Origin of the sequence: Pseudomonas sp. Xaverov 83, assembly GCF_019352905.1 — a bacterium.
GTDB lineage: Bacteria > Pseudomonadota > Gammaproteobacteria > Pseudomonadales > Pseudomonadaceae > Aquipseudomonas > Aquipseudomonas yamanorum.
The window spans coordinates 179,935-203,944 of sequence record NZ_JAAAFU010000053.1 but is presented as its reverse complement, the minus strand read 5'-3'; the positions used below and the strand labels follow the sequence as shown (position 1 = coordinate 203,944).

Sequence of the window (24,010 nt, the reverse complement as noted above, 5' to 3'; positions counted from 1 at the left end):
GCGGGCCGCCGCGACGGGCCATCCATGGCCCGGCGCGGCTAAACCGGCGTCCTGCCGGTTTACCCGCTCCTCAATACCTGCGTTCGGCCTCGGGCTGAATGGGGCAGTCAGATCAAGATCAAAAGCAAGAGCACAGCGGCCTACAGGCCGGCTTGAGTGTTAGAAGCAGAGGCAAGATCGAGAGCGAAAGCAGAGCTGCTTTTCTGTGGGAGCGGGCTTGCTCGCGAAAAACCTGAGACCGCCGCGTTCATCCAGAATGCCCGCATCATCGTTAACGACCTTCGCGAGCAAGCCCGCTCCCACATTTGGACCGTGCCCGCTTTAGCTTCTGATCTTGCTGTTGCTTCACCACACTCAAGCCGGCCTGTAGGCCGCTGTGCTGTTGATCTGCTTTTGATCTTGATCTTAGGCGCCCCATTAAACCACGCTGGCCGAACGCAGGCTTTGGAGCGTGGGTAACCCGGCAGGACGCCGGGTTAGCCGCGCTGGGCCAAGGATGGCCCATCGCGGCGGCCCACGCTCCAAAGCCTTCGTTCGGGCACACCGAGCCCAGGCGAGGTGCCGAGTGGTGGGGCAAGAGCGTTTTGCTTACTTTTGCGCTTTTCAAAAGTGAGCCGCTGTAAGAGCGGAACCAATAGTAGCCGTAACAAAACCAACGGATATGCCCCCAATCACCGCCCCCAACGCCATATGCCTGACGCCCCGAACCGCTGAGTGAGCCGTTGTTGGCCTACCAGCGGTAAGTCACCGAACTCGTACTGTTTGCCTTCGGTGGGCACAAACACTTGCCCGGCCTTGCTCACACCCGCTACCGGGAAGAACGATTCGCTGTAGCTCAGGTACGGTGCCAGGCCGTTGCCAGCCTTGTACACCAACCCTGCGCGCGAGGTGGTGGCCTCGTCGAACTTGATCTGGTCCTGGAAATACACGCCTTTTTGCAGGGAGTCGATCTGCGAACCACGGTCGGTATTCGGTAATCGGTTGACCACGACCGGCTGGTTGTTGATGGAGTTCGCAAGGTCCAACGACGGAGCATTGCCACGGAAGTTGTGGGCGGTGTGCATGGAATGAAAGCAAGCACGGGCCAGGTAGGGCCCCTATATTTATGCGGCCCTTGCTGATAAATAGAGCGGGTGAATCCCCAAGTAGATACCCGGTGTAATCAATCATGAAGCGCCATTTCGAAGATTTGCAGTTGGGCAGCATCGAGCTGTTCTGCCTGGCTGCCGAGGCCAGCAGCTTTACCGCTGCCGCCCAGGTGGCGGGCGTGACGCCGGCGGCGGTGAGCCGCAGCATCTCGCGGCTGGAAGAGCGCCTGGGTTCCCGGTTGTTTGTGCGCACCACCCGCAGCATCCGCCTGACTGATGGCGGCCGGACATTTTTCGAGCAATGCCGCCAGGCGCTGACGCAACTGGTGGAAGCCCAGCAGGAAATGATGGGCGCGCAATCGGTACCGTCCGGGCTGTTGCGTATCAGCATCCCGACCACCTACGGCCATCACCGGATCCTGCCGCTGCTGCCGAAATTCCGTGCGCTGTACCCGCAAGTCAGCGTGGATATCCACATCAGCAACCGCAACATCGATTTCGTCGCCGAAGGTTATGACCTGGCCATCCGCGTGCGTGCCCAGCCGGACTCGACGCTGATCGCGCGGTTGCTGGAAGACGCCAGGCTGGTGGTGGTTGCGGCGCCGTCATACCTGAAGCGTGCCGGGACGCCCCAGGCCCTGGAGGATTTGCCGGACCATGAGTGCATCCAGTACGAATTGCCGAGCAACGGGCGGCGTATTTCCTGGTTGTTCCAGGTGGACGGCAAGGAGCGGGAGTTTGCTGGGGAAGCAGGCTACAGCTGCTCTGACGACGTGCTGGGTGGCGTAACCCTGGCCAAGCACGGCGCGGGGTTATTCCAGACCTACAAGTTCATCGTAGAGGAGGAGTTGGCCAACGGCAGCCTGGTGGAGGTGTTGCAGCCTTACGGCGGGCGCTCACGGCCGTTTACCTTGCTGTATCCCCACGGCCGCTATGTGCCCCATCGGGTGCGGGCGTTTGTGGACTTTCTGCTGGAGCATCGCGCCGAATGGGCGGCGCTGTAGCGGCGGATAAATCCCAGGTCAGCATCAGTTGGCCGATGGCAGTGTCGATGGCATTAGCGTCGACGCCATCCCGAGCCAGGATCGACACGCCTTGCAGGAAACTGTCGTAGACCGTAGCCATGGCACGGGCGTTGGTCTCGGCGGGTAACTGGCCTGCCCGGATGCCACGCTCGACGCAATGCACGATGCCTGCTCTTGTACGCTCCCGCGACTGAGTCAGCCCATGGGTGACTTGTGCGTTCTCGGGGGAGGGCGCGCTCATCACGCCCAGGGCTACCATGCAGCCTTTGGGATGCCCCTCTTCACACTGCATGCGCGCCGATTGGCGCAGCGCCGTCTCGATGGCCTGGCGCGGTGGCAGGCTGTCATCCCACAGGCATTCGGTGACCTGGGCGAACGTCGCCAGATAACGCTGCACGCACTCCTGGAACAGCGCGTCCTTGGAGCCGAACGCCGCGTAGAAACTCGGCGCGGAGATGCCGCCGCCCAATCCGGCTTTCAACTGGCTCAGGGACGTGGCGTCATAACCATGCTCCCAGAACAGGTGCATGGCCTGTTCCACGGCTTGGTCGCGGTCGAAAGTGCGGGGGCGGCCCATCTGCGCCATGGGGGAATCCTCTCGGGTGATGAGATAAATACTAGTCGATACATAAGTCGTTGACAACGCTGGTTGGTGCGCCCAACATTTATATCGATCGGTATTTAAGTCCTCTTGTTCAAGGAGTTTCCCTGTGACCCCCTCAACCACCTTATCGGCAGATGCCGTTCCCGACCGCTTGCCCATCGGCGCCTTGCTCGCCCTGGCCATGACCGGTTTTATCTGCATCGTCACCGAAACCCTGCCGGCGGGCCTGTTGCCGCTGATCAGCGAAGGGCTGGGCGTTTCAGCGTCCATGGCCGGGCAGATGGTCACCGCCTATGCGCTGGGTTCGGTGCTGGCGGTGATCCCGCTGACCATCGCTACTCGCGGCTGGCGTAGACGCAATGTGCTGCTACTGACCATCGTCGGTTTTCTGCTGTTCAATTCCATCACGGCGCTGTCCTCCCACTACGGGCTGACGTTGCTGGCGCGGTTCCTCGCCGGGATGGCGGCGGGGCTGGCCTGGAGTTTGTTGGCCGGCTATGCGCGGCGCATGGTTGAGCCACATCAGCAGGGCAAGGCGTTGGCGCTGGCCATGGTAGGAACGCCGATTGCCCTGTCACTCGGCGTACCGCTGGGCACCTGGCTGGGTGGGCTGGTGGGCTGGCGCACCACGTTCGGGATCATGTCGGCGCTGACCCTGGTGTTGATTGTCTGGGTGCTAGTGAAAGTGCCGGATTATCCCGGCCAGTCGGCCCATCAGCGCATGCCTTTGCGCAAGGTGCTGACCACGCCGGGCGTACGGCCAGTGCTGGCGGTGGTGATCTCATGGATGCTCGCCCATAACATTCTCTATACCTACATCGCGCCGTTCGTGGCCCCGGCGGGTTTGGTGGATCGTGTGGATCTGGTGTTGTTGGTGTTTGGTATCGCGGCGCTGCTCGGGATTTGGGTGACCGCCCGGTTGGTGGATGTGGCGTTGCGCAAGACGGTGCTGGTCAGCCTGGCGGGCTTTGCGGCGACGTGCCTGGCGTTTGGTTTTCTCGCGCAGGTGCCCGGGGTGATTTATGCCGGTGTGGCGGTGTGGGGCTTGAGTTTTGGTGGCGCGGCAACGTTGCTGCAAACCGCATTGGCGGACGCGGCCGGCGATGGTGCGGACGTGGCGCTGTCGCTGAATGTGGTGGCCTGGAACAGCGCCATTGCGGGAAGTGGTGTGGTGGGCGGAGTGTTGCTCGATACCTGGGGTGTGGCGTCATTCCCGTGGGCGATGTTGGTGTTGCTGGCGGTGGGTTTTGCGATTACGTGGGCCGGGCGCAACCATGGCTTCAAACCGGGGCACAGGGCGCACGGCAAGCCCGCCGTCAGCGGGCATTGAGTCAAGGCTGGCACACCAGCCGCTGGCGTTCATAGTTCAACGCCTTGTTCTGCGGGGGCATGGCGAACGCCGCCGTACAGTGCTTGTCACCCCACTTGATCGTAAGGCTGCCCTGGTCTTCCTCCACCAACACCAGTGCGTTGCCACTCGGGTCGGCAATGGCAAGCTGCTTGCCGCTGGCATCTTCCAGTGACGCGCCAAACGCTATCCGCTGTTGCTGTGCATCAAACAATTCGAACAGCACACGACGCCCGGTCTTGCCGCTGTAGCGGGCCAATACCACCGCACCCCGGCGTGGCACCAGTTGTTGGGTGGCCTGGGTGATTTCAACGTCGCCGCCCAGGTCGCGGGTGTCGAGGCTGATCCAGTTTACCCGGTAAGGCTGCGCGTTCGGGATGACGGCGTAGCCATTGCGGCCGGTTTCAACCCCGCTGTAGCTGCTGATTTTTGCGCCTGAAATGCCCGGCACTTCGGCCAGTGCGAAGGTTTCGCTGACGGTTTGCCCCAGGTTGATCCCGCCGGCGTGGGCCACCACTGAGCCTGCGAGGTTGAGGTTTTGCGAGTTGTAGCCACGGCCCTGGCTATATCCCAGGCTGATGTCGGCCATGGAGGTTCTGCTGGTCAGGTTGGCCGAGCCCGAGTTGCCACTGGTGCTGCTGTTGCCGGCCTGCACCGAGTAGAAGGTATCGCTGGTATCGGAAACATAGCCGTTGATCCCCGCCTGGGTGCTTGTGTCGCCTTGCTGGGTGCTGGTGGTGACGAACGCCCGTGGCGCGCGCGCCTGGCTGCCCAAGGGGAAGGAAAACGACAGGTTGAGCTGGGTGTCGGAGCTGGGCGCGCCCCAGGTGACGAGTTGCTTGGTGCGTGTCACACCGAGGTCGTAGCTCAGGTCGCCCCAGTTGTTGTTATAGCCGGCGGAAAAGCTCTGGGAGCCGCCACGGTTCCAATAACGCTGGTCGCTGGCGTTTACGTAGAGGCTGCCGAACTCACGGTTGCGGCCGATGCTTTGGTTGATCGTGAGGTCGGTGCGGGTTTTCGAGTTACCGCTGCGTGCGCGAATGCCTTCACTGATGTCCTCGACGTGGTCGGTGAGGGTTCGGTAACCCTCGGTCGAGTAGCGATACGCGGCCAGGGTGAAGTTGGTGTCGGTGCCGGCGAAGGTCTTTGCGTACAACGCGCGCACGCTGTTGCCCTGGATGGTCTGCCCCTGGGCGGTGCTGGAGGAATGGGTGACGTCCAGGGACACCGCGCCAAACGCCGTATTGCGACCGGCGCCCACGGACAGTGCCTTGTAGTCGTCACTGACCTGCAGGCCGACGATGCCGCTCAGGTTGCTGGTGAGGCCGTAGGCGACGGTGCTGCTGATAAATTGCGGGCTCGCCAGACCGTCGGCGTTGCTGCTGAATTTACCGGCCGAGACGCTGTATTTGACCTGGCCTTCACGCACCATGATCGGCAGGCTTGAGAACGCCTGCATGGTCACGCGGCGGCGGCCGTCGGCTTCGATGATGGTGATTTCCAGGTCGCCGTTCGAACCGCTGGGGTAGATGTCATTGATCTCGAACGGTCCCGGCGCGACGTTGGCCGTGTACAGGATGTAGCCGTTCTGGCGGATCTCTACCGTGGCGTTGGTCTGGGCCACGCCGCGAATCACCGGCGCATAACCGCGCTCGCTGTCGGCGCGCATGCCTTCGTCGGAAGCCAGCTTCAGGCCCCGGTAGCGCACGCTGTCGAACAGGTCGGTATCGGAAAAAATCTCACCGGCGCTGAACTGCCCTTTGAGCGCGGTCACGTCATGCTGCACATAGCTGCGGTTGCTGGTGAAGGTACTTGGGCGCCCGGTGCCATTGCTCAGGTTGGACTCGTTACGCAGGCGCCACGCCCCCAGGTTGATGCCGTTGCGCAGCCCCAGGTTGTTGTTGATGCGCGTCTTGTAGTCGCCAGCGGTGCGGCTGCTATTGAGCTGATAGTTGATAAACGCAGCCGGCACGCCGTCGTCCCACAGTTCTGGGTCGACATAACCACGCATGCCGCGCTGCATCGCGACTTGCGGAATGCTCGCCGCCAGGCGCAGGCGGCTGGCGTCGTAGCGCAGGGTGGCTTGGTCGACCAGCACCGAGAGGTCGTAGCAGTCCTGTGGCAGGTCCGGGTCGAATTTGCCCAGGGCTTGCAGCCGGGTCATGTCGATGCCCAGTTGTTTGAGCAGGTCGAGGGTCAGGCACGGGTCGACGCGGCCGGTCTTGGGGTTGCGCTTGAAGTCGATGTCGCGCCGGCCCACCAGCATTTCGTTGCTGTACAGGTCGACCCGGTAATTGCCGGGTAGCACGCTGTTGGCGGACAGCAGCTGTTGCAGGTCCACCGAGGATTGTGCGCCCTGCAGGAAGGTGGTGTTGAAGGCTGCCTGGGAGGGGTCATCAGCAAATGCCCAGGAACTTGCAAAAATCGCCACCGAAAGCGTGCTCAGCTTCAACGGTGTGCAGGTGTTCGACGCGCGGGTTATGCGCTCGCCAGTGTAATGATTGGGCCTGTTGCCTAAAGGAAAAAACATGCAAAGAACCTATATCATCCCTGTTTGACACACAGGCGAGGCACGCGAGTACACACTCGAAGCGAACCTGGGGTTAAGGGAAGTGCTTATGGCTTGGCGCGGGCCTCAATTGCCTTGGCAGCCAAGCGGGTTGAAAGTTGTGCGGTGTATTTATTTTGTGCGCCGTAGTCATTGATGCTGGAAAACGACAGTTGCAATGCGTCGTGGCCGTTAAGTTGTTTAACGCTGAACTGTTTTTCTGCCCCCGGTGCAATCATGGTCGAGTCGGCCGCCAGTTCGGTTTGTTGTCCGGCCTGCAGTTTTATATCGGCCATGGACACGTGATACAGCGTCGGGTTTTTTACCGTCAGCACCAACTCTGCGTCGCGCTTGGCCAGTTGCCATTCCAGTTGCGTGGGCGCTGACAAGGCATTGCCCGGCAAACCGGCGGGGCGGAAAAAGATCTTGATGCGTTGGCGTACGGCCAATTGCAAGGTGTTTTCGGAAGCTGCGGCTTGCGGGATCTCCTGGACGTTGAGCCACACAACGGATTCGCGATCCGTTGGCATGCCCGCGCCCTGGTAGAGAATGCGCAGCAGCTGCTGCTCCTTGGCAAAGATCCGGGCCAGCGGCGGGGTCACGGCGAATGGTGCCGCATTGGCTCGCGCATCGTTGGTGTCGACCCAGGATTGAATCAACACATCCTGGTTACCGTTGCGCACGGTGATATTGGCTTCCTTGTGATCGCCATCAAACACGATGCGCGTGGCACTCAGTGAAATGCTGGCGGCGGCCTGGGCAGCCATGAGCAGGGTCAACAGCCCCAGGCCCGCGGCAATGTAACGAGGCAACATGATTTCTACCGTTGGGTGGTCGGGTGAATGGCGAGGCCCGAAGGCCTCGCACGTATCAGGTACGGCGTACCGGTTACTCGTATTGCAGGATGAACGGCAGTGTGGCGTCACCGCGACCGGCCGTGGAGGTGCCGGTGGCACCGGTGGTGACGTACGCCGCTGCGAAGCTCAGGGTTGCGTCGCCGCCTTCACCCTGGCCGTGCATGGCGCTTTCAATGCGCGCGGTGGATGGAGAGCTGAGGTCGATCAGTGCGCCGTTGCTGTCCAGCAGGGCGATACCGACGTTGGTGGCGCTGCCGTTGCCCGGGTTCAGTGCCAATACTTTCTTGCCGGTGACCAGGCCCGAACCGCCGTTGTTGGCGTCAAAGAGCATCGCCACTTTGGTGCCCTGGTTGCAGTTCACACTGAGATTGAAGTCCTTGGCGGTGATGCGACCCGAGGCCGGGTTCTCGGCGGTGCCCATGTCTTTGATCGAGACGGTGCCCATGTCTACCGAGATCACGCGATCAGCGTTGGCGCCGTCGACCGAGCAGGCATCGTTGTTGATCACGCCGGTGAAGGTGATTTTGCCGCTGCCGCCGGCGGTTGGCTTTGTCACCGGCGGGTCTTCGGCCAATACAGTGCCGGAGGCGGCAAGTACCGACATTGCGATAAGGGCCAGGGAAAACTTCTTCATGATGATGTCCGTTAGTGTGGGTTGGTATACAGGATTGAAACTGCCAACGAACAATAAGGAGTCAGCGCTTTAGAGGGAATAAGACGATTCTTATAAGGCTCTGGCGTGGCGTGGGAGGTGAAAAGCCATAACCGGGAATGGCTTGTTAGTTGTTGTTTGAATTTGAATTAGTTGAATATGTTTTGTGCCAGGCAATAGGCTAATAAGTCCTGGTCGCTGGTGACTTCAAGTTTGCGCATGGCGGATATTTTTTGCGCGCTTATAGTCTTGGAACTTCGGTTCTGGCTGCGCGCAATATCACTCACGCTTTTGCCCGATATAAATAAACGCAGTATCTCGAACTCCTTCGGCGACAGGGTGGAGAAGCGTTCGTCGATGGCGGTCATCGACTCGATCACCGAGGTTTTGGCCGGCTCCAGGCTGCGGTATAGCGCCTGCTGGGCAATGGCTTTCAGGGCGATCTGGATTTCCGTGTGCAACTGGCTTTTCTGGATCACGCCGACCACGCCCAACTCCTGCAGGCGGGTCAGAATCAGCTGATTGGAAATCATCGTCAAAATCAGGATCTGCAGGTGAGGGAAATGCCGCTTGAGGTATTCCACCAGCTTCAAGCCGTCGCCGTAGGGCGAGTCCCCCGGCATGTTGTAATCGGTAATCACGACGTCGATGGGTTGCTGGTCGAGCAACGCGATCAGGCCTGCGGAACAGATGGCTTCACCGACCACTTGAAAGCGCTCGTCGCGCTCGACCAGTTCACGCACGCCCAGAAGCACGATGGGGTGGTCGTCTGCGATAACCACATTGAGTTTTTTCATAAGGGTTGCCCGTGATGCCGGTTCAAGTGAGTGAGGTGTTCGCGCAAGGCCTTGGGATTCATAGCTGCGTCCCGAGCAGGGCCGACAGCCTGCCGATAACCTGCTTTACCTGCAGTTCCAGCGTGCCGTTGAGCCTTCCGCCCGCCAGTTGGGTCTCCAGCTCGATACACGCCTGGGCCAGGCTGAGGGCCTGCACGGCCCCCAGCGCGCCGGCAAGCGAGTGCAGTGTCTGGCCGAGGCTGCGGCAATCGCGTTGCTCGAGCGCGGCACTGATTCGCTGCAAATCCTGCTGCACGCTGCTGATAAACAAAGGCCGCATTTTTTCCGAAAGCTGAACCGTATCCATCACCGGCGGCTCGACGCGCACCGTCGGTTTGCACAGCTTCACCAGTTGCGCACGCAGGGTTTGCAGGCTCAAGGGCTTGACGAGCCAGGCGTTCATCCCTACCGCCAGGCAACGAATGCCTTCCTCGCGCATGGCGTTCGCGGTGACCCCTATGATCGGCAACTGAGGGTCATGCTCCCTGAGTGTACGCGCCAGGTCGTAGCCGTTCATCAACGGCATATTCACGTCCGTCAACACCAGGTCAAAGGCGTTGGGTTGCCACAGGTGCATCGCCTGCTCGCCATTGGATGCCAAGGTCACCGTGCAGCCGAGTGCTTCCAGTTGTTCCTGGATAATGGCCTGGTTCACCGGGTTGTCCTCGGCGACCAATATGCGCAGCCCCAGTGGCCCGGCGCTCTGTTGTTCGGGCTGCAGAGGTGGTTCGTGCTTGCCTTGTTGCGCCAGTGAAACGGTGGCCGCAACGGCGCGCACATCGTGCATGTCCACTTCCCAGCCCTGTGCGGTGTACAGCGGCGGGCTATGGGCCCCGGGCACGCACAGCACGCGCTGGCCGGCCCAGGGTTGCAGCGGGCCGGTGGGTAGCATATCCACCAGCACCGCCTGGGGCGATTGTTGTTCCAGGGGCAACGCGGCCAGTGCCGCTTGAATGCCCAGGCGGTTGAGCCAGTCGCACATCGACTCTGCCAACTCACGCACCGGCGCCTGCACATACACCGGTGCTGCGCCTGGCTCAATCGGCGGCAGCCCCGGCACCTCGCTGGCGCACACCAGCAAGCTCATCTTCAGGGTGAAACTGCTGCCGAGGCCGGGTTCACTGACCACCTTGATCTCGCCGTCCATCATCTCTGCCAGCCAACGGCAAATCGGCAGGCCCAGCCCGGCGCCGCCTTGGCCGGCGGTGTCTGGGGCCTGGTAAAACAGGTCGAACAGCTTGATCTGCTGGGCTTCGCTGATCCCAACGCCGGAGTCGGTGATTTGCCACTCCAGGTCGACCTGGTCCGTACCGCGCCGGGTCGCCCTGGCACGAATCACCACGCGGCCGATGTCGGTGAACTTGAGGGCGTTGCTTACCAGGTTGTTCAGGATCTGGCGAATCCGCATCGGGTCGCCCAGTACGCAGTCCGGCAGTTGCGCATCAATGCAGGCATAGAATTGCAGGCCCTTGCGCTGGGCGAACGCGGCGTAGGTATGCAGGGTGTCTTCGAGCATGTCCAGCGGGCAAAATTCGACGGCTTCGATTGCCATCTGCCCGGACTCGATTTTCGACACGTCCAGCACATCGCTGATCAACTGGAACAAGGTGGCAGACGAACGCTGGATGGTGTTCAGGTAGGTTTTCTGGCGCGGGTCCAGCGGCGTCAGGCCCAGCAACTCAAGGGTGCCGAGCACACCGTACAAAGGCGTGCGAATTTCATGGCTCATGGTTGCCAGGAACAATGTCTTGGCCTCGTTGGCCGCGTCGGCGGCGCTCCTGGCCTCTTCCAGGGCCTGCGCGTCCTCGATATGCCGGGTGACGTCATTGAATGCATACAGCCGCACATCCTGGCCCTGATAGCGGGTCGAGACGAAGCCGATTTGCAGGTGGCGGCCGTCGATTTCAAGATGGGTCTCGCCGGTGTCGGCGCTGTCGTTATAACGGTTGAGCGAGGCCACCAATTTGGTGGTGCCCGGCCATTGCTGGGCGCGCTGGTTCTCGATCAACACCTGTTTATCTTCACGGCGCACCACACACAGCCCGGTGGGGGCGGTATCGATGATCACCCGGCTGAATGCAACGGCTTCGGCGATGCGTTCATGGGCCTGGCGCGCCGGGCGAATCACTTGCTTCCTGTACCAGCGGCTGCCGGCCCAGCCCATCGCGAGCACACTGCACAGCACCAGCGCCAGGCTGCTCAGTGGCCACAATGCAGAACGGAAAAAATGCCTGAAACTGATCCCGTAGATCGCCGTCCACTGCGGCCCGGCGCTGCTGGTGATCTTGAACGCCAGGCCGTCAGGGCGGAAGTTGAGGCCCTCACCCAGTGACGCTTGGTCAGCCGGCGGCCCGGTCAGGGTCTGGCCGGCGGGTGAGATCAAGGTGAAACGGTCATAGGTCGACCACTCCATGGTGCGTTCCATATCGTTGACTTGGGCCATGTCCAGCAGGGTGGCAACCACCACCTGGTGGTTGCCTTCGCCTGCACGTAGCACCTGCGGGGTCAGCGGGATGCCGATGTACGCCAGCAGCCGGGGCGGCGCTAGGGCGCTCTCGGCTGGCCGGTAGGTTTCCCAGTACAACTGATCCTCGGCCAGGGGTTGAGAGAGCTCGCTGAGCTGATCAAGCGCGGCTTCAACGTTTGCGTCGGCCGGGGCACCGGCGGCGATTTTGTCCCAGCTCCGGAACCCGATTGCCGGCACCGCCAGGCGGTAGTGAACGAGACGGTTGGTGATAAAGGCCTGTGGCGACTGATAGGGCGACGATGACCAGAACGCACTGTAGTAGTTGGCCAGGTGGGCCCCCAGGGCAAAGATCTTCTGCTGCTCGCTGGCCGTGACGTGTTGTGCATCGAACTGGGCGCTGAACGGCACCGAAAAGCCAAACTCGCGGCCTTCATACAGCGTACCGCGGGCGTCGATGCGCTGGTTTTCAAGGGTGAACTGGACGTTCTTGTCACTCATCAGTTCGCGCTGGGTAGCGGGCTGCGCCAGGATCCTCAGGAAGGCCTCCTGTTCATGGATGTTTTCCATCAGCCGTGCGAAGTGAAAACGCACGGCCGCGTGCTGCTCGTCGATCACCCGATGCAATGCCCAGTAGCTGGTGCCCGCCAGCAACAACGCGAGTCCAAGCACCACCATCAGCCCTTTGTTCAGGCGCAGCGAACTGCGGGTGAATGCTTCCAGGATCGCGTTGTTGTGCTTCATTGATGATTTCCGCAGACGGATGAGAAATCGGCGCTGGATGGAGCTTACTCCTTTATAGATTAAACAAAGCCAGGCCGCGGACTAGTGAGATGTCGCGGGGCCATCATTGTTCAATAGTTGCTGGAATTGGTCTGAAGAGACCGCGTGGGAGATCAGGAAACCCTGCACCTGGGTGCAGTCGATTTTGCGCAAAAGGGCCAGTTGCTGGGGCGTTTCGACACCTTCGGCAACCACCGTCAGTCCCAGCTTGCGGCCCAGTGCGATGATGCTGGCCAGGGCCGACGCCATGCCTTCGTTGTCGTGGCAACCCTGCACCAGCGCCTGGTCGATCTTGAGCTCGGTAAACGGGGTCGAGACCAGGTTCAGGTAAGAACTGTAGCCCTTGCCGAAATCGTCCTGGGACAGGCCGAACCCCTTGATGCGCAAGCGGCATGCGCCAGCGTAGAAGTTGCTGATGTCCTGGGGCACCGAACACTCCATCAGCTCAAAGCAAATCATCCCCGGGATGCCCTGGTGGTGCAGCACAAACTCCAGCAGGCGGTCTGCCAGGTCGTGGCTGTTGAGCAAATGGGTCGGCAAGTTGATCGACACCGGAATCTCGTAACCGCGCTGGCGCCAGCGTTCCTGGGCATGGATGGCCTGTTTCAGCACGATCCACAGCAGGCGCTCTTCCAGCTCGAAAGCTTTGATGGCCGGTAAAAACGAGGCCGGCAGCATCACGCCTTGCTCGGGATGCATCCAGCGCACCAGCGCTTCGGCGGCGACGATGCGGCCGTTGGCCAAGGATTTTTTCGGTTGGAACCAGGCCTGGAATTGGCCGTCGCCCATCGCCTGGATGATCGTCTGCCGGTCTATTTCCAGGTGGGCGGGGAGCATCGGCGGCGAAGGGCTGCGGTCCTTGTCGTTGAGTTGATTCACCAGGTTGCGCAGGGCTTCGGCCGCCACCGGTTTTGAAATCAGCCCTATCACTTCCACGTCGAGGTTTTTCGCCACCAGGCTGGCCGCCATCAACATGCGCCGGGACGCGGCACTCATGATCGCCAGGGCGGGCTTGCACCGTAGGCTCGCCAGGCTCTGGATAAACTGCACGCCATCCATGCCCGGCATCAGCAGATCCGTCAGCACAAGGTCGAAATCGCGCTGGCGCAACCGCTCCAGCGCTTCCTTGCCATCTTGGGCCGCTTCAAGGAGGAAATCCCCCAGCTCACTGAGCAGGTTCTGCAGGTAGATGTGCTGCAGGGGATGGTCCTCGACGATCAAAATACTATAAGGCTTCATGGGGGATCCGTGCGTAAGGCGCCAGGGAATTGAAGAGGGCCCGCAACGCAAAGGGTTTGACCAGGCAATGGTTCATCCCGGCGGCCAGGCACAGGTCGGCCTCGCCTCGCATGGCGTTGGCGGTGGCCCCGATGATGGGCAGCGAACAGCCTTGACGGCGCAGTTCCCTGGCTAACTCGTAACCGTTGACCCGGGGCATATTCACATCCGTCAGCACCACGTCGAAACGTGAGGCTTTGCACAGCAGCAACGCTTCATGACCATCGCCGGCCAGCTCAACGGTGCAGCCGAGCTCTTCGAGTTGGTCGCGCAAAATCAATTGATTGATGACGTTGTCCTCGGCCACCAGCACGTGCAGGTTGAGCTTTTGCAGTTCACGCTTTTTTGACTGCTCATCGACCCGCGCGACCCACAACCCTTGTACCTGGCTGACCGCCTGGTGAATCGCGCTCAATTGGTTGAGGTTGACGTGCCACGCGCCGGCCTCGGTCTGCTGGGTGTTGCAACTGCTGCTGCTCACCAGGATTACCGGGCCCGGCCAGTCAGGCACCAGCGGTTGTTCGACGGTGCCGGGATGCAGCTCCAGCAGCAGTTGGCCGTCCGGCTGGGTGGGTTGGCCGGTCTGTGCACGGGCGCCCCAGCGCCGCAGCCAGCCGCTGATGGATTGTGCGAGTTCGGGAATCGGCGAGACCACGTAAATGGTCTCTGCCAGCAAGCTGCTCATCGGTGGGCTGGGCGCTTCTTCGAGGGGCAACGTCAGGCTGAAACTGCTGCCCAGGCCCAGCTCGCTGACCATGCGAATATGCCCGTTCATCAATTGCGTCAGGCGCTGACAGATCGGTAACCCAAGCCCGGTACCGGCCACCACATTGGTGTTGCCTTCGGTTTGATAGAAAGGCTCGAAAATCATCGACTGATCTTCCTGGGCGATACCTTTGCCGGTGTCGGAGACTTGCCACAACACGCTGGAGCGTTCGTCATCGCGGTCGAGCAATTTGACCCGCAACACCACACGCCCGTAATCGGTGAATTTCACCGCGTTGTTCAGCAGGTTGTTGAGGATCTGGCGGATGCGCGTGACATCGCCAATCAACCGCTCAGGCAGCTTGGGGTCGAAGCAGGCATACAACTGCAAACCCTTGCCGAGCGCGGCAGCGGCATAGCCCTGGATGATTTCATTGACCAGCTCCAGCGGCGAGAACTCGCTCAGTTCCAGGGCCAGTTGCCCGGCCTCGATCTTCGATACATCCAGCACGTCGCAGATCAATTGCAGCAGGGTTGCCGATGAGCCTTCGATGGCATGCAGATAGTCTTTCTGCTGGGCGTCGAGTCGGGTACGGGCCAGTAGTTCCAGGGTGCCCAGCACGCCATACAGCGGCGTGCGAATTTCGTGGCTCATGGTTGCCAGGAACAAGGTTTTTGCAGCATTCGCCGCGTCCGCCGATTGCCGGGCTTCTTCCAGTGCGGCCTCCACTTGTTTGCGTGCGCTGATGTCGCTGAACGCACAAAACAGCACGTCCTCACCCCGGTAACGGGTGGGCGCGCTGCTGAGGTAAAGGTGGCGGCCGTCGATGGTTTCGAAATAATCGCTGTGCTCGGACGCAATGCTGTGGAACGCCTGGCGAATCCAGCCGGCGCACAACGCCTCGCGCTCCGGGCCGTCCCCCAGCCACTGCTGGGCCAGGGTGTTTTCCAGCACCACCTGGCCATCGGTGCGGCGCAGCACACACAGCGCGACCGGCGCGGTCTGGATCACGTCACGGCCGAATGCCTCGCTTTCAATCAGCGCCTGGATGCGATTGATCGAGGGGATGATGAAACGCTGATCAACCCGGCGCATCACCAGCCAGATCAGGGTCACACTGAACAGGCAAAATACCAACGACCCCAGCAGTTCCCGCCACAGCCCGCGCACTACGTCCCGCAGGTTGATCGAGTACACCAACTGCCAGTCCGACGACTTCAGGTGTTTGCGAATCACCAGGTGATCAGGCACCAGGCCGCTGCCCACAAAGCCGAAAAAATTATCGCCCTTGGGCTTGAGCAGTATCTCGCTCAGCCTGGCGTCGTGGCTGTTGGTAAACACCAGCATGCCCTGGGAGTTGAGCATCATGAACTCGCCCGCACTCTGGTCATTCAGGGTGCTGGAGACTTCCCGGCTTTCCATTTCCAGGCCCAGCCAGCCGGACTCGGGGTCGCGTTCATCCAGGCGAATGAACAGGTACAGGTGCGCGTGCTCTTCGGTCTGGTCGCTCAGCCACAGTTCGCCAACGTCCGAAAGGTCGCTGACCCGCAGCGCTTTGAGCCGGTCGAGCATGCACATGGAAAACGGCAACACCTGCGTCGTGGAATTGTAGAGGCGCGTCACTTGTGGGTTTGGGCCGGCGTTCACGTAGAGCAGGTTGACCTGCTTGGCCTGCAGGTAATCACGCATGCGTGAGGTCAGCCAGATGCTCCATTGATTGCCCGGCGTGTCCCCCAGCAGCAGGCGCTGTTCTTCGCTGGAGGCCGGGTAAATCTGCGACTTGGCCTGCCTGGATTTGCGTACCGCCGACAGGCTCAAGCTCTCCAGCAGCGCTTCACGGTTGGTGAAAAACGTATGGGCTTCGGCAATCGCGCTGCTCATGTAGCCGCGTCGCTGGGAGATGTCATTGTTGAAGGTGGACAGCAGGAACGTGTAGACACCGCTCAGGATCCCCACCAATAGCACGGTCGCAAACGTACGAAGCAGCCTTCTGGCTGCTTCGGGTCGGGAGAGGACGGGATTGAGTTGGAGCAGGTAACTTTTAAATCGCATCGGCGGATTTTAAAGGTCCGCCTACGGCGTGGGCATAAGACGATCCTTAAAAGCTGCCGCGCGGTTACTTGTAAAACATGTCGACAATCACCGCTGCGTCGAAGGCTCCAGGGATCGGTAACGTACGCCACTTCAAGTCGGCCCTGAAGTCATGCCGGGTCTGGCCGGAAGCATTCAATTTGGCCAGGGCGAACCACTGATTGAAGGCCAGGGTTTGGCTGGTGTCTTCGCGGGACAGTGAGATGCCCACGGAGCTGTTGTTGTCCGGCACCAGCAAACCATTGATCAAGCTACCGCCTCCCGGTGTGGTGGCGAACCGTGCGTCCACCGTGTACGGAGTGTCGCAGGCTTTGCGCAGGCTCAAGTTGAACGTGGCGGTACTGGCCACTTCGCCGATCTGTGCCTTGCGCGACGGTGTGGGGAAGTTGACCACGCTGGGGGTGATGGTCAGTTCGGGCGCGCAGGGCACGAAGCGGATGTCGTTGACCCCGGTGACGATGTAGTTGAGGTTGCTGTTGGGTTTGTTGTTGAGGCCCTGGATACCGTCGAGTTGAAACACTCGATATTGAGTGAGGTTACTGGCCTGGCCGTTTTGTGGGGTGGTGCCAAACTTTTCGATAAACACGCTGAAGTTGAGCGTGAACCGGGCTTGGTCCCAGCCTGTGCAATTGGCCCAGGTGCAGCCCCGATCGGAGAAGAAACCGGTGCCGTACTTGCCGGTGCTTTGGGTGATGGGCACCGATTTGTAGCGAATCCCGGCGCGTATGCCCTGGCCGATGCTGACGTTCGCCGGGTTCAGGTAGAAGTAAACTTCCTCGCGCCCGTGGTTAGAGTCGTCCTTGCAGATCACGTTGGTGGAGCGTGGGCCCGACTCCCAGATAATTGTGCCGTCCGGCGCATCGGCGCTCACCGCCAATGCCGTGCCGAGGGGCGCGATGTCGACGGTCGATCCGCTGCCGTCTTCCCGGCAGGCCAGCGCATAACTGGTGGCGGGGAGGGCGGCGCAAGTGCACAGGGCGGCCAGTAGCAGGTGTTTAACGTGTGGCATGGGTCGGTGTTCCCCGCGATATATCACTTGAGGGCTGCGCTATGGCGCGCCTGCAAGCCGATATCGGTGATTTCGGTAAAGTGGATTCGCGTCCCGGCGTTGATGGGCGCCGTAGTGTCGAGGACCTTGCGTTCCCCGGGCTTGAGCAGCAGGTAGTCGTCCAGCGCGTGAGCCGGGCCGCCGGAGTCAATTTGCAGGTTCACCAGGGACAGGTGAAAGGCACTCTGATTGGTCACGGCAATGGAGTGCCCGTCGGGGCTGCTCCATGCCAGTTGCTGCACGGCTTGTGCCGAGCCGCCCTCAAGCCCTGCCGGGCGATAGAACAGCTTGAGGCGCTGGCGCACGGCAAACTGCATGCTGTCGGGGCTTTCCGGCTTCAGCGGGATTTCCATGACGTTGAGCCAGAACAGCGACTCCCTATCACCGGGCAACCCTTCACCGGCATACAGGACCCGCAGCACGTGATGTTGCCCGGCATCCAGTTGCACCAGCGGCTGCACCACGGCGAAGGGTACCGCCTGGGTTGCATCTTCGTCTTCGCGGGTGATCCAGCTTTGCACCACCACCTGGCGCGGCTGCTGATTGACCACGTTGAGGCTGGCTTCTTTATCCTGGCCAAAGTAGATCAGGCGCGTGCCTTCAATCTTCACCGCCGACTGCGCGCAGGGCGCCACAGCCAGCAGTGAGGCGATCAGCGCAGCGGCGAACAGCAGGGCCCGGCAGGCCCGAAAAGTGGGTGAGTGATTGAGCAATGACATGTGGGTGTGCAGCGTCCCGGGAGTGGCTTCGGGGCGCATGTTAAGGGGCGAGTGAGGAGGGCTTCTCTCAGGCGATTCTTAAAAACCGGCCCGGGTGCGTGGTTATTTCCAAAGGCGTTGAAAAAACACGGCTTAACATCAGACAAATCTTAAAAGAACCCGCCGACCGGCCGATAGCCTGACTAAGATCTGTTCACCTCGGGAGTATCGGTATGAGCATCAAGGGAATGCCTGCAATCTGTGCGGGCCTGTTGTTCGGCGTATCCGGTGTCTGCATGGCTGCCAGCTCGGCGGGCCAAGGTGTCATTTACTTCCACGGCAGCATTGTCGAGCCGTCTTGCACGCCGCTCGCCGTGGCCAATGGATTGAAGCTCAACGACTGCCCGGCATTGGCCCGCGGCAGCGCCATCAGCGTGCGCAGCGTGGAGCCGGTGAGTTCGGTCAGTGCCCTTGATCACAGTGCCGTGAGTGTGAAGCTAGTGTCCGATAGCGGCCGCGAGAACTCTTATTACCAGCAGCAATACTCGCTGGTGGATAGCCAGGGGAAACCCGTGAACTCAGGAAAGTACCTGGTCACACTGACTTCGCCTTGAAGAGGGCGGTGGTTTCAGAATCGCCTTAGAGTCAGGTGCGTGGCGCAGGGTTAACTTGGCGGCTGGTGAATGATTACTGAACATTCATGGGCCCAGCTGTCAGGTTTTCCCTATGTCAAATAAAGCGCTACGCATATTGATTGCTGATGGAGAGCTGTTCCAGCGGATCAAGATCGAGAAAATGCTCAACCAGCTGGGCTACTTTCGAATTGCGCCCATGAGCTCATTCAATGAAGTCCAGTCGATCGCCCGGATTCAGGGGGTGGCGATTGACCTGTTGATTATCAACGCGGCACTGGTGCGGTCGATGGAAGTGAACTTGCTGAAGTTCTGCCATGAGAATCCGCAGATCCGCCACGCCCTGATCTACGACGGCCAATGCGCACAAAGCTCGGTGGTGTCGGTGTCCGTCAGTGTGGCGATCCACCTGTCCCTGTCCCAATCCCCCGACTTCGACTCGCTGCGCCGCTGCCTCGACGTGGTTGACGCAGCGCGCTGCATGCCAACCGTGGAGCGCACCGGGGGGCCGGCGACGGTGACGCCGTTGATGGTGGCTGATACTCAGCAGCGGCGGCTTCCGTCAAACATCGCGAGCTTGCGGTCGCGTCGGTGAGTCTCAACTGCCCTTAACGAGCATGTACTTGCTGAAATTGTTGATGTGATCATCAAGATTATCCTCAAGCATCATCCGGTACTGATCACAGAAATACTTCAGCATCGCCTCACGCGCCTGGGCCATTTCTTCGCCGGATTTAAAGCTGCGTGCGCTGACCCAGGCATTGAAGCGTGTGGTGCCGAACATCATCGAGGCGCTGACTTTGCCCAGGTCGGCGAACGCCCTGAACTGCTCGTTGGACAGCTCGATGTGCGCGTCCGCGCGATCATAGAAGCCGTTGTCGGTGGTGTCTGGCATTGCGGTTACCTTCCTGTTCGTGAGTGCGGCGAAGGTACCGCCGCGCTCCACAGGAAGGCAACCACATCGGCCGCTTCAGGCCTTATTTATTGCGCGTCACCCTCCACACCGTGTTGGCCAGGTCATCGGCAATGATCAGCGCACCCTTCGGATCAACAGTGACCCCCACCGGCCGCCCGCGAGTCTTGCCATCGTCCCCGCGGAAACCCGTGGCGAAGTCCAGCGGCTCACCGGCAGGCCGGCCATTGCTGAACGGCACGAAGATCACCTTGTAGCCCACCGGATTGTCCCGGTTCCAGCTGCCGTGCTCGCCGACGAAGACGCCGTCGGCATATTTCTCGCCCATGGCCGGGATGGAAAAATCGACGCCCAGCGCGGCGACGTGGGAACCCAGGCTGTAATCCGGCTTGATCGCGGCGGCGACCTTGGCCGGGTTCTGCGGTTGGGCGCGGGTGTCGACGTTCTGGCCCCAATAGCTGTAGGGCCAGCCGTAGAACTCGCCTTCGCGCACCGAGGTCAGGTAATCCGGCACCAGGTCCGGCCCCAGTTCATCCCGCTCGTTGACCACCGCCCACACCTGCCCGGAGCCCGGTTGAATGGTCAATGCCGTCGGGTTGCGCAAGCCGGTTGCATAAGGCTTGTGGGCACCGGTGGCGGCGTCGATCTGCCAGACCATCGCCCGGTCGATCTCGACCTCCATGCCGCGTTCGGTGATGTTGCTGTTGGACCCGATGCCCACATACAGCGAGCGGCCGTCGGGGCTGATCGCCAGGGATTTGGTCCAGTGGTGATTGATCGCGGCGGGCAGCTCGGTGACGGTGGTGGGCGGGCCACCGGCCTTGGTCTGGCCGTCTTCGTAGTCGAAGCGCACCAGCGCATCCTGGTTCGCCACGTACAGCTTGCCGTCGGCAAAGGCCAGTCCGTAGGGCGCGTTGAGGTTTTCGGCGAATACGGTTTTCAACTCGTAGGTGCCGTCACCGTCGGCATCGCGCAGCAGGGTCAGGCGATTGCCGCCCTTGACCTTGGTGTTGCCCTCGGCCTTGATCACGCTGGCGATCACATCCTTGGGCTTGAGTTTCGCTGCGTTGCCGCCCCGGCCTTCGGCGACGAGAATGTCGCCGTTGGGCAGCACCAGGGTCTGGCGCGGGATCCGCAGGTCGGTGGCGATGGCCGTGATGCTGAACCCCTCGGGCACCGTAGGTTTCTGCTCGGCCCAGGCCACCGGTTCGGCGATCTTCATGCTGGGCAACAGGCCGCGCTGGGGTTCCGGCAGCTTGGGGTCGGGGCCGCGAGCCTGAGTACTGTCGGCTTCGCCACCGCAGGCGCTCAACAACATCGCCATGCTTAAAACGGTCAGCGTGCTGGAAGGCTTCATTGGGCACCTCCCGAGCGCAGGTTGGTCAGCCCGACCCACGTGGTCACGCAGGCCAGCAGGGTCACGACGGCAGACAACACCAGGCCCGAAGGCATCACGGCCCAGGCATCCTTCGCATGCTCAAAGGCATTCACCAGGCCCAGCGCCCAGGTCACCAGCAACAGCAGGAAGTACACCGTGGGGCGCCCGGCCTTGCGGTCGGCACGCAGCAGGTTGACCAGTGCAAACAACCCCGCCAGCCCGCAGAACAGCAGGGCGCCGGCGATCAGCCAGGCGGCGAAGTTGCTCCATTGGATCTGGTAGGTCTGGTAGTAGGCAATGTCGCTCAGCAGGGCGCCGAGAAACAGCGGGACGGTACCGGCCAGCAAGGTCGCATGAAGCGGGCCAGGCGTGCAGCGGTAGGTGAGGGTGGTGGTGTCGGTCACGGGCGGCTCCTTATCGTTGAGCGGCCCTGATGAGGCTCATCAGGGCCGCGCTGACTGCGCTTAAGGAAGGAGCGTGCTGCTTGCGCGTTAGTTCACCCGCGATTCGTTTCCAAATATGTTGCGTCAGTTGATGCGTGGATGTTGCTGCACCAGGTTTTCACGCTTGGCTTCCAGCTCGGCGATTTGCGCGTCGATATCTTCGATCTTCTGCTCGATATTGTCTTCGTGCTCCTGCAGCAGCTCCTTGGCTTCCTCGATATCCGACGCCGCCGGTGCCGCGCCGCGCAGGGGTTTGTTGGCGGTTTCCTTCATGGTCAGGGCGGTGAAAAGCCCCAGTACGGCGAATACCATCAGGTAATAGGCCGGCATGTACAGGTTGTTGGTGGTCTCCACCAGCCAGGCCATGGCGGTTGGCGTGAGGCCGGCAATCAGGATCGAGATGTTGAAGGCGCTGGCCAGCGCGCTGTAGCGGATGTGGGTAGGGAACATCGCCGGCAGGGTGGACGCCATCACGCCGATAAAGAAGTTGAGCACCACCGCAATGATCAGCAGCCCCGAGAAAATCAGCCCGAGCTTGCCGCTGTTGATCAGCATGAACGCCGGAATGGCGAGAAAGAACAGCGCGATGCTGCCGAACAGAATGAAGGGTTTGCGCCCGATCTTGTCGCTGACAAAGCCAATCATCGGCTGCACGAACAACATGCCGACCATGATCGCGATGATGATCAACACGCCGTGGTTTTCGCTGTAGTGCAGGTTGTGCGACAGGTAGCTCGGCATGTAGGTGAGCAGCATGTAGTACGTGACGTTGGTCACCACCACCACGCCGACACAGGTCATCAGGCTGCGCCAGTGCTTGGTGGCGACTTCCTTGAACGAGACTTTCGGGCCGCCGGCCAGGCCTTCGCGATCGCCTTGTTCGAGTTGTTCCACATGCTGTTGGAAGGCGGGTGTCTCTTCCAGGGCGTGACGCAAGTACAGCCCGATCATGCCCAGCGGCAGCGCGAGGAAGAACGGCAGGCGCCAGCCCCAGGACTGGAACGCCTCTTCGCCGATCACCGCCGAAATCAACACCACTACACCGGCGCCGAGGACAAAGCCGGCGATGGAGCCAAAGTCCAGCCAGCTGCCGAGGAAGCCGCGCTTGCGGTCCGGGGCGTATTCGGCGACGAAGATCGACGCGCCGGTGTACTCACCGCCCACCGAGAAGCCCTGGGCCATCTTGGCCAGCAGCAACAGGATCGGTGCCCAGATGCCGATCGAGTCATAGGAGGGGATCAGCCCGATGGCGAAGGTGCTCAGGGACATGATCACGATCGTCGCTGCCAGGACTTTTTGCCTGCCGTATTTGTCCCCTAGCCGGCCGAAGAACAGGCCGCCCAACGGGCGAATCAGGAACGGCACCGAGAAGGTCGCCAGGGCGGCGATCATCTGTACGCTGGGGGATGCCTCGGGGAAGAACACCTTGCCGAGTACATAGGCGACAAAGCCGTATACGCCGAAGTCGAACCATTCCATGGCGTTGCCCAGCGCAGCGGCGGTGATCGCCTTGCGCATCTTGGCGTCGTCGACGATGGTGATGTCATCCAATCCAATCGGATTGACGGTTTTCTTGCGTGATTTCATGGGAATACTCAGCCGCAGGTCCATTTCGATGCCACTGTTTTGGTGGCATGCGCTTAATGGGTCAGATACATGCGGACACTGAATAATTCACCGTTGGCTGGATTTTTTTGTTAACGGCCCGGCAAGGATTAACGGATCCGCTCGCCCCCCAGGGAATCACGCTGCATCGACTGCAGATTTTTCTCGATGGTTTCGCAAAGGGCTTCCATCTGGATCTGGTGCTCGCTGTCACGGAACGGGCTTTGCAAATCGGTGCCGATGCGTTCGATGGCCAGCAGCATGAAACCCACCACCGTGGACGCCAGCGGGGTGAACCAGCCCAGGGATTCCACCAGGCCCACCGGCACGATCAGGCAGAACAGCGAAATGAACAGCCGTGGGAAATACACGTAAGGGTAGGGCAGCGGCGTGTTGGCGATGCGCTCCATGCCGCCCTGGCTGTTGGACAAATCCACCAGGGTCGATTCCAGCCGCGCCAGGCGAATGCTGTCCAGGCGCCCGGCCTTGTATTCCTGGGCCAACAGGGCGGCGGAGCCGTTGAGGATGTCGTTGGAAAAGTTATTGGTACTGGTGCTGCGGGCGAACTCGTCGGCCGGCAGGAAGGCGCGGATTTCCTCCGGGCAAGGCTGGCCTCGCAAGTGCGCCGCCAGGCAGTTCACATACGCCACGTGACGGCGCAGCAAGGTCGACTTTATCGGGTTGACCTCATTGTCCGGGTCATCCAGCAACGTCAGTACTTGCCGGGCGAAGCTGCGGGAATTGTTGACCATCGCGCCCCATAACGTGCGTGCTTCCCACCAGCGGTTATAGGCGCTGCTGTTGCGGAAACTGATCAGCACCACCAGCGCCGAGCCGAGCAGGGTGAGTGGCATCAGCGGAAGGTTGATCTTGCTGTTGAGGAACAGCATGAAGTCCACGGTGACAGCGATATCCCAGAGCAACAGCCAGAACAGCGCCCAGCCTACATAGCCCATGGTCTTGATGATCAGGCGGTATTTTTTGATGATGGCAGCTTTCAAACGGAAACCTCG

General features: G+C 61.0%; 20 protein-coding genes. 4 read left to right on the top strand and 16 right to left on the bottom strand.

Annotated features, from left to right (window positions below; translation table 11 throughout):
- Positions 1–671: 671 nt before the first annotated feature.
- Positions 672–1,064, bottom strand: coding sequence for a hypothetical protein (locus tag K0H47_RS18170; RefSeq protein WP_231988882.1), 393 nt, complete (start codon positions 1,062–1,064; stop codon positions 672–674).
- A gap of 104 nt (positions 1,065–1,168) precedes the next feature.
- On the opposite strand from K0H47_RS18170, the gene K0H47_RS18165 reads away from it, so the two are divergent.
- Positions 1,169–2,092, top strand: coding sequence for a LysR family transcriptional regulator (locus K0H47_RS18165; protein ID WP_219273357.1), 924 nt, complete (start codon positions 1,169–1,171; stop codon positions 2,090–2,092).
- Here the strand turns inward: K0H47_RS18165 and K0H47_RS18160 are convergent.
- A complete protein-coding gene (locus tag K0H47_RS18160) occupies positions 1,995–2,699 on the bottom strand; it encodes a TetR/AcrR family transcriptional regulator (protein WP_219273356.1) in 705 nt (234 codons plus the stop codon). The genes K0H47_RS18165 and K0H47_RS18160 overlap by 98 nt on opposite strands.
- A gap of 124 nt (positions 2,700–2,823) precedes the next feature.
- Between K0H47_RS18160 and K0H47_RS18155 the strand changes: the two genes are divergently transcribed.
- On the top strand, positions 2,824–4,047 hold the full coding sequence (locus K0H47_RS18155; RefSeq protein WP_219273355.1) for an MFS transporter: 1,224 nt from the start codon (positions 2,824–2,826) through the stop codon (positions 4,045–4,047).
- 1 nt (position 4,048) lies between these two features.
- On the opposite strand, the gene K0H47_RS18150 is transcribed toward K0H47_RS18155, so the two are convergent.
- The 9 genes from K0H47_RS18150 to K0H47_RS18110 form a co-directional block, all read right to left on the bottom strand.
- Complete coding sequence (locus K0H47_RS18150) at positions 4,049–6,595, bottom strand: fimbria/pilus outer membrane usher protein (RefSeq protein WP_219273354.1); 2,547 nt, start codon at positions 6,593–6,595, stop codon at positions 4,049–4,051.
- 86 nt (positions 6,596–6,681) lie between these two features.
- Positions 6,682–7,428 (bottom strand): molecular chaperone, encoded by a 747-nt coding sequence (locus K0H47_RS18145; RefSeq protein ID WP_063031888.1) that lies wholly within the window; start codon positions 7,426–7,428, stop codon positions 6,682–6,684.
- A 73-nt stretch (positions 7,429–7,501) separates the two neighbouring features.
- Positions 7,502–8,104, bottom strand: coding sequence for a fimbrial protein (locus tag K0H47_RS18140; protein ID WP_063031886.1), 603 nt, complete (start codon positions 8,102–8,104; stop codon positions 7,502–7,504).
- A gap of 167 nt (positions 8,105–8,271) precedes the next feature.
- Complete coding sequence (locus tag K0H47_RS18135) at positions 8,272–8,919, bottom strand: response regulator (protein WP_063031884.1); 648 nt, start codon at positions 8,917–8,919, stop codon at positions 8,272–8,274.
- Positions 8,920–8,977: 58 nt separating this feature from the next.
- Positions 8,978–12,166 carry a hybrid sensor histidine kinase/response regulator gene (locus K0H47_RS18130; protein ID WP_063031882.1) on the bottom strand — a complete coding sequence of 1,063 codons (3,189 nt, stop codon included), beginning with the start codon at positions 12,164–12,166 and terminating at the stop codon, positions 8,978–8,980.
- Positions 12,167–12,247: 81 nt separating this feature from the next.
- Positions 12,248–13,444, bottom strand: coding sequence for an EAL domain-containing protein (locus tag K0H47_RS18125; RefSeq protein WP_063031880.1), 1,197 nt, complete (start codon positions 13,442–13,444; stop codon positions 12,248–12,250).
- On the bottom strand, positions 13,431–16,241 hold the full coding sequence (locus K0H47_RS18120; protein ID WP_063031878.1) for an ATP-binding protein: 2,811 nt from the start codon (positions 16,239–16,241) through the stop codon (positions 13,431–13,433). Before K0H47_RS18120 ends, K0H47_RS18125 begins: the two co-directional genes overlap by 14 nt.
- Before the next feature lie 64 nt (positions 16,242–16,305).
- Positions 16,306–17,289, bottom strand: coding sequence for a fimbrial protein (locus K0H47_RS18115; protein WP_177027256.1), 984 nt, complete (start codon positions 17,287–17,289; stop codon positions 16,306–16,308).
- Between the two features lie 23 nt (positions 17,290–17,312).
- Positions 17,313–18,086 carry a molecular chaperone gene (locus K0H47_RS18110; RefSeq protein ID WP_235616439.1) on the bottom strand — a complete coding sequence of 258 codons (774 nt, stop codon included), beginning with the start codon at positions 18,084–18,086 and terminating at the stop codon, positions 17,313–17,315.
- A 173-nt stretch (positions 18,087–18,259) separates the two neighbouring features.
- Here K0H47_RS18110 and K0H47_RS18105 point away from each other — a divergent pair, with 173 nt between their 5' ends.
- Together K0H47_RS18105 and K0H47_RS18100 are read left to right on the top strand one after the other, a co-directional pair.
- Positions 18,260–18,640 (top strand): type 1 fimbrial protein, encoded by a 381-nt coding sequence (locus K0H47_RS18105; RefSeq protein WP_093199587.1) that lies wholly within the window; start codon positions 18,260–18,262, stop codon positions 18,638–18,640.
- Between the two features lie 112 nt (positions 18,641–18,752).
- On the top strand, positions 18,753–19,253 hold the full coding sequence (locus K0H47_RS18100) for a chemotaxis protein CheY (protein ID WP_231988871.1): 501 nt from the start codon (positions 18,753–18,755) through the stop codon (positions 19,251–19,253).
- 3 nt (positions 19,254–19,256) lie between these two features.
- On the opposite strand, the gene K0H47_RS18095 is transcribed toward K0H47_RS18100, so the two are convergent.
- The 5 genes from K0H47_RS18095 to K0H47_RS18075 form a co-directional block, all read right to left on the bottom strand.
- Positions 19,257–19,553, bottom strand: coding sequence for a DUF3144 domain-containing protein (locus tag K0H47_RS18095; RefSeq protein WP_003207921.1), 297 nt, complete (start codon positions 19,551–19,553; stop codon positions 19,257–19,259).
- Positions 19,554–19,635: 82 nt separating this feature from the next.
- Positions 19,636–20,928: a sorbosone dehydrogenase family protein gene (locus K0H47_RS18090; RefSeq protein ID WP_177009645.1), complete on the bottom strand. Its 1,293-nt coding sequence runs from the start codon at positions 20,926–20,928 to the stop codon at positions 19,636–19,638.
- The gene (locus K0H47_RS18085) at positions 20,925–21,353 is read right to left on the bottom strand and encodes a DUF2231 domain-containing protein (RefSeq protein WP_003207924.1); all 429 of its coding nucleotides are present in this window, start codon (positions 21,351–21,353) and stop codon (positions 20,925–20,927) included. The genes K0H47_RS18090 and K0H47_RS18085 overlap by 4 nt, the downstream gene beginning before the upstream one ends.
- Positions 21,354–21,476: 123 nt before the next feature.
- Positions 21,477–22,979: a glycine betaine/L-proline transporter ProP gene (gene proP, locus K0H47_RS18080; protein ID WP_063034023.1), complete on the bottom strand. Its 1,503-nt coding sequence runs from the start codon at positions 22,977–22,979 to the stop codon at positions 21,477–21,479.
- A 128-nt stretch (positions 22,980–23,107) separates the two neighbouring features.
- Positions 23,108–23,998 carry a bestrophin family protein gene (locus K0H47_RS18075; RefSeq protein ID WP_063031864.1) on the bottom strand — a complete coding sequence of 297 codons (891 nt, stop codon included), beginning with the start codon at positions 23,996–23,998 and terminating at the stop codon, positions 23,108–23,110.
- Between the last annotated feature and the right edge of the window lie 12 nt (positions 23,999–24,010).

Coding starts and splice junctions, on each gene's coding strand:
- K0H47_RS18170 (WP_231988882.1), bottom strand. CDS start 1,064: ATGCACACCGCCCACAACTTCCGTGGCAATGCTCCGTCGTTGGACCTT.
- K0H47_RS18165 (WP_219273357.1), top strand. CDS start 1,169: ATGAAGCGCCATTTCGAAGATTTGCAGTTGGGCAGCATCGAGCTGTTC.
- K0H47_RS18160 (WP_219273356.1), bottom strand. CDS start 2,699: ATGGCGCAGATGGGCCGCCCCCGCACTTTCGACCGCGACCAAGCCGTG.
- K0H47_RS18150 (WP_219273354.1), bottom strand. CDS start 6,595: ATGTTTTTTCCTTTAGGCAACAGGCCCAATCATTACACTGGCGAGCGC.
- K0H47_RS18145 (WP_063031888.1), bottom strand. CDS start 7,428: ATGTTGCCTCGTTACATTGCCGCGGGCCTGGGGCTGTTGACCCTGCTC.
- K0H47_RS18140 (WP_063031886.1), bottom strand. CDS start 8,104: ATGAAGAAGTTTTCCCTGGCCCTTATCGCAATGTCGGTACTTGCCGCC.
- K0H47_RS18135 (WP_063031884.1), bottom strand. CDS start 8,919: ATGAAAAAACTCAATGTGGTTATCGCAGACGACCACCCCATCGTGCTT.
- K0H47_RS18130 (WP_063031882.1), bottom strand. CDS start 12,166: ATGAAGCACAACAACGCGATCCTGGAAGCATTCACCCGCAGTTCGCTG.
- K0H47_RS18125 (WP_063031880.1), bottom strand. CDS start 13,444: ATGAAGCCTTATAGTATTTTGATCGTCGAGGACCATCCCCTGCAGCAC.
- K0H47_RS18120 (WP_063031878.1), bottom strand. CDS start 16,241: ATGCGATTTAAAAGTTACCTGCTCCAACTCAATCCCGTCCTCTCCCGA.
- K0H47_RS18115 (WP_177027256.1), bottom strand. CDS start 17,289: ATGCCACACGTTAAACACCTGCTACTGGCCGCCCTGTGCACTTGCGCC.
- K0H47_RS18110 (WP_235616439.1), bottom strand. CDS start 18,086: ATGCGCCCCGAAGCCACTCCCGGGACGCTGCACACCCACATGTCATTG.
- K0H47_RS18105 (WP_093199587.1), top strand. CDS start 18,260: ATGAGCATCAAGGGAATGCCTGCAATCTGTGCGGGCCTGTTGTTCGGC.
- K0H47_RS18100 (WP_231988871.1), top strand. CDS start 18,753: ATGTCAAATAAAGCGCTACGCATATTGATTGCTGATGGAGAGCTGTTC.
- K0H47_RS18095 (WP_003207921.1), bottom strand. CDS start 19,553: ATGCCAGACACCACCGACAACGGCTTCTATGATCGCGCGGACGCGCAC.
- K0H47_RS18090 (WP_177009645.1), bottom strand. CDS start 20,928: ATGAAGCCTTCCAGCACGCTGACCGTTTTAAGCATGGCGATGTTGTTG.
- proP (WP_063034023.1), bottom strand. CDS start 22,979: ATGAAATCACGCAAGAAAACCGTCAATCCGATTGGATTGGATGACATC.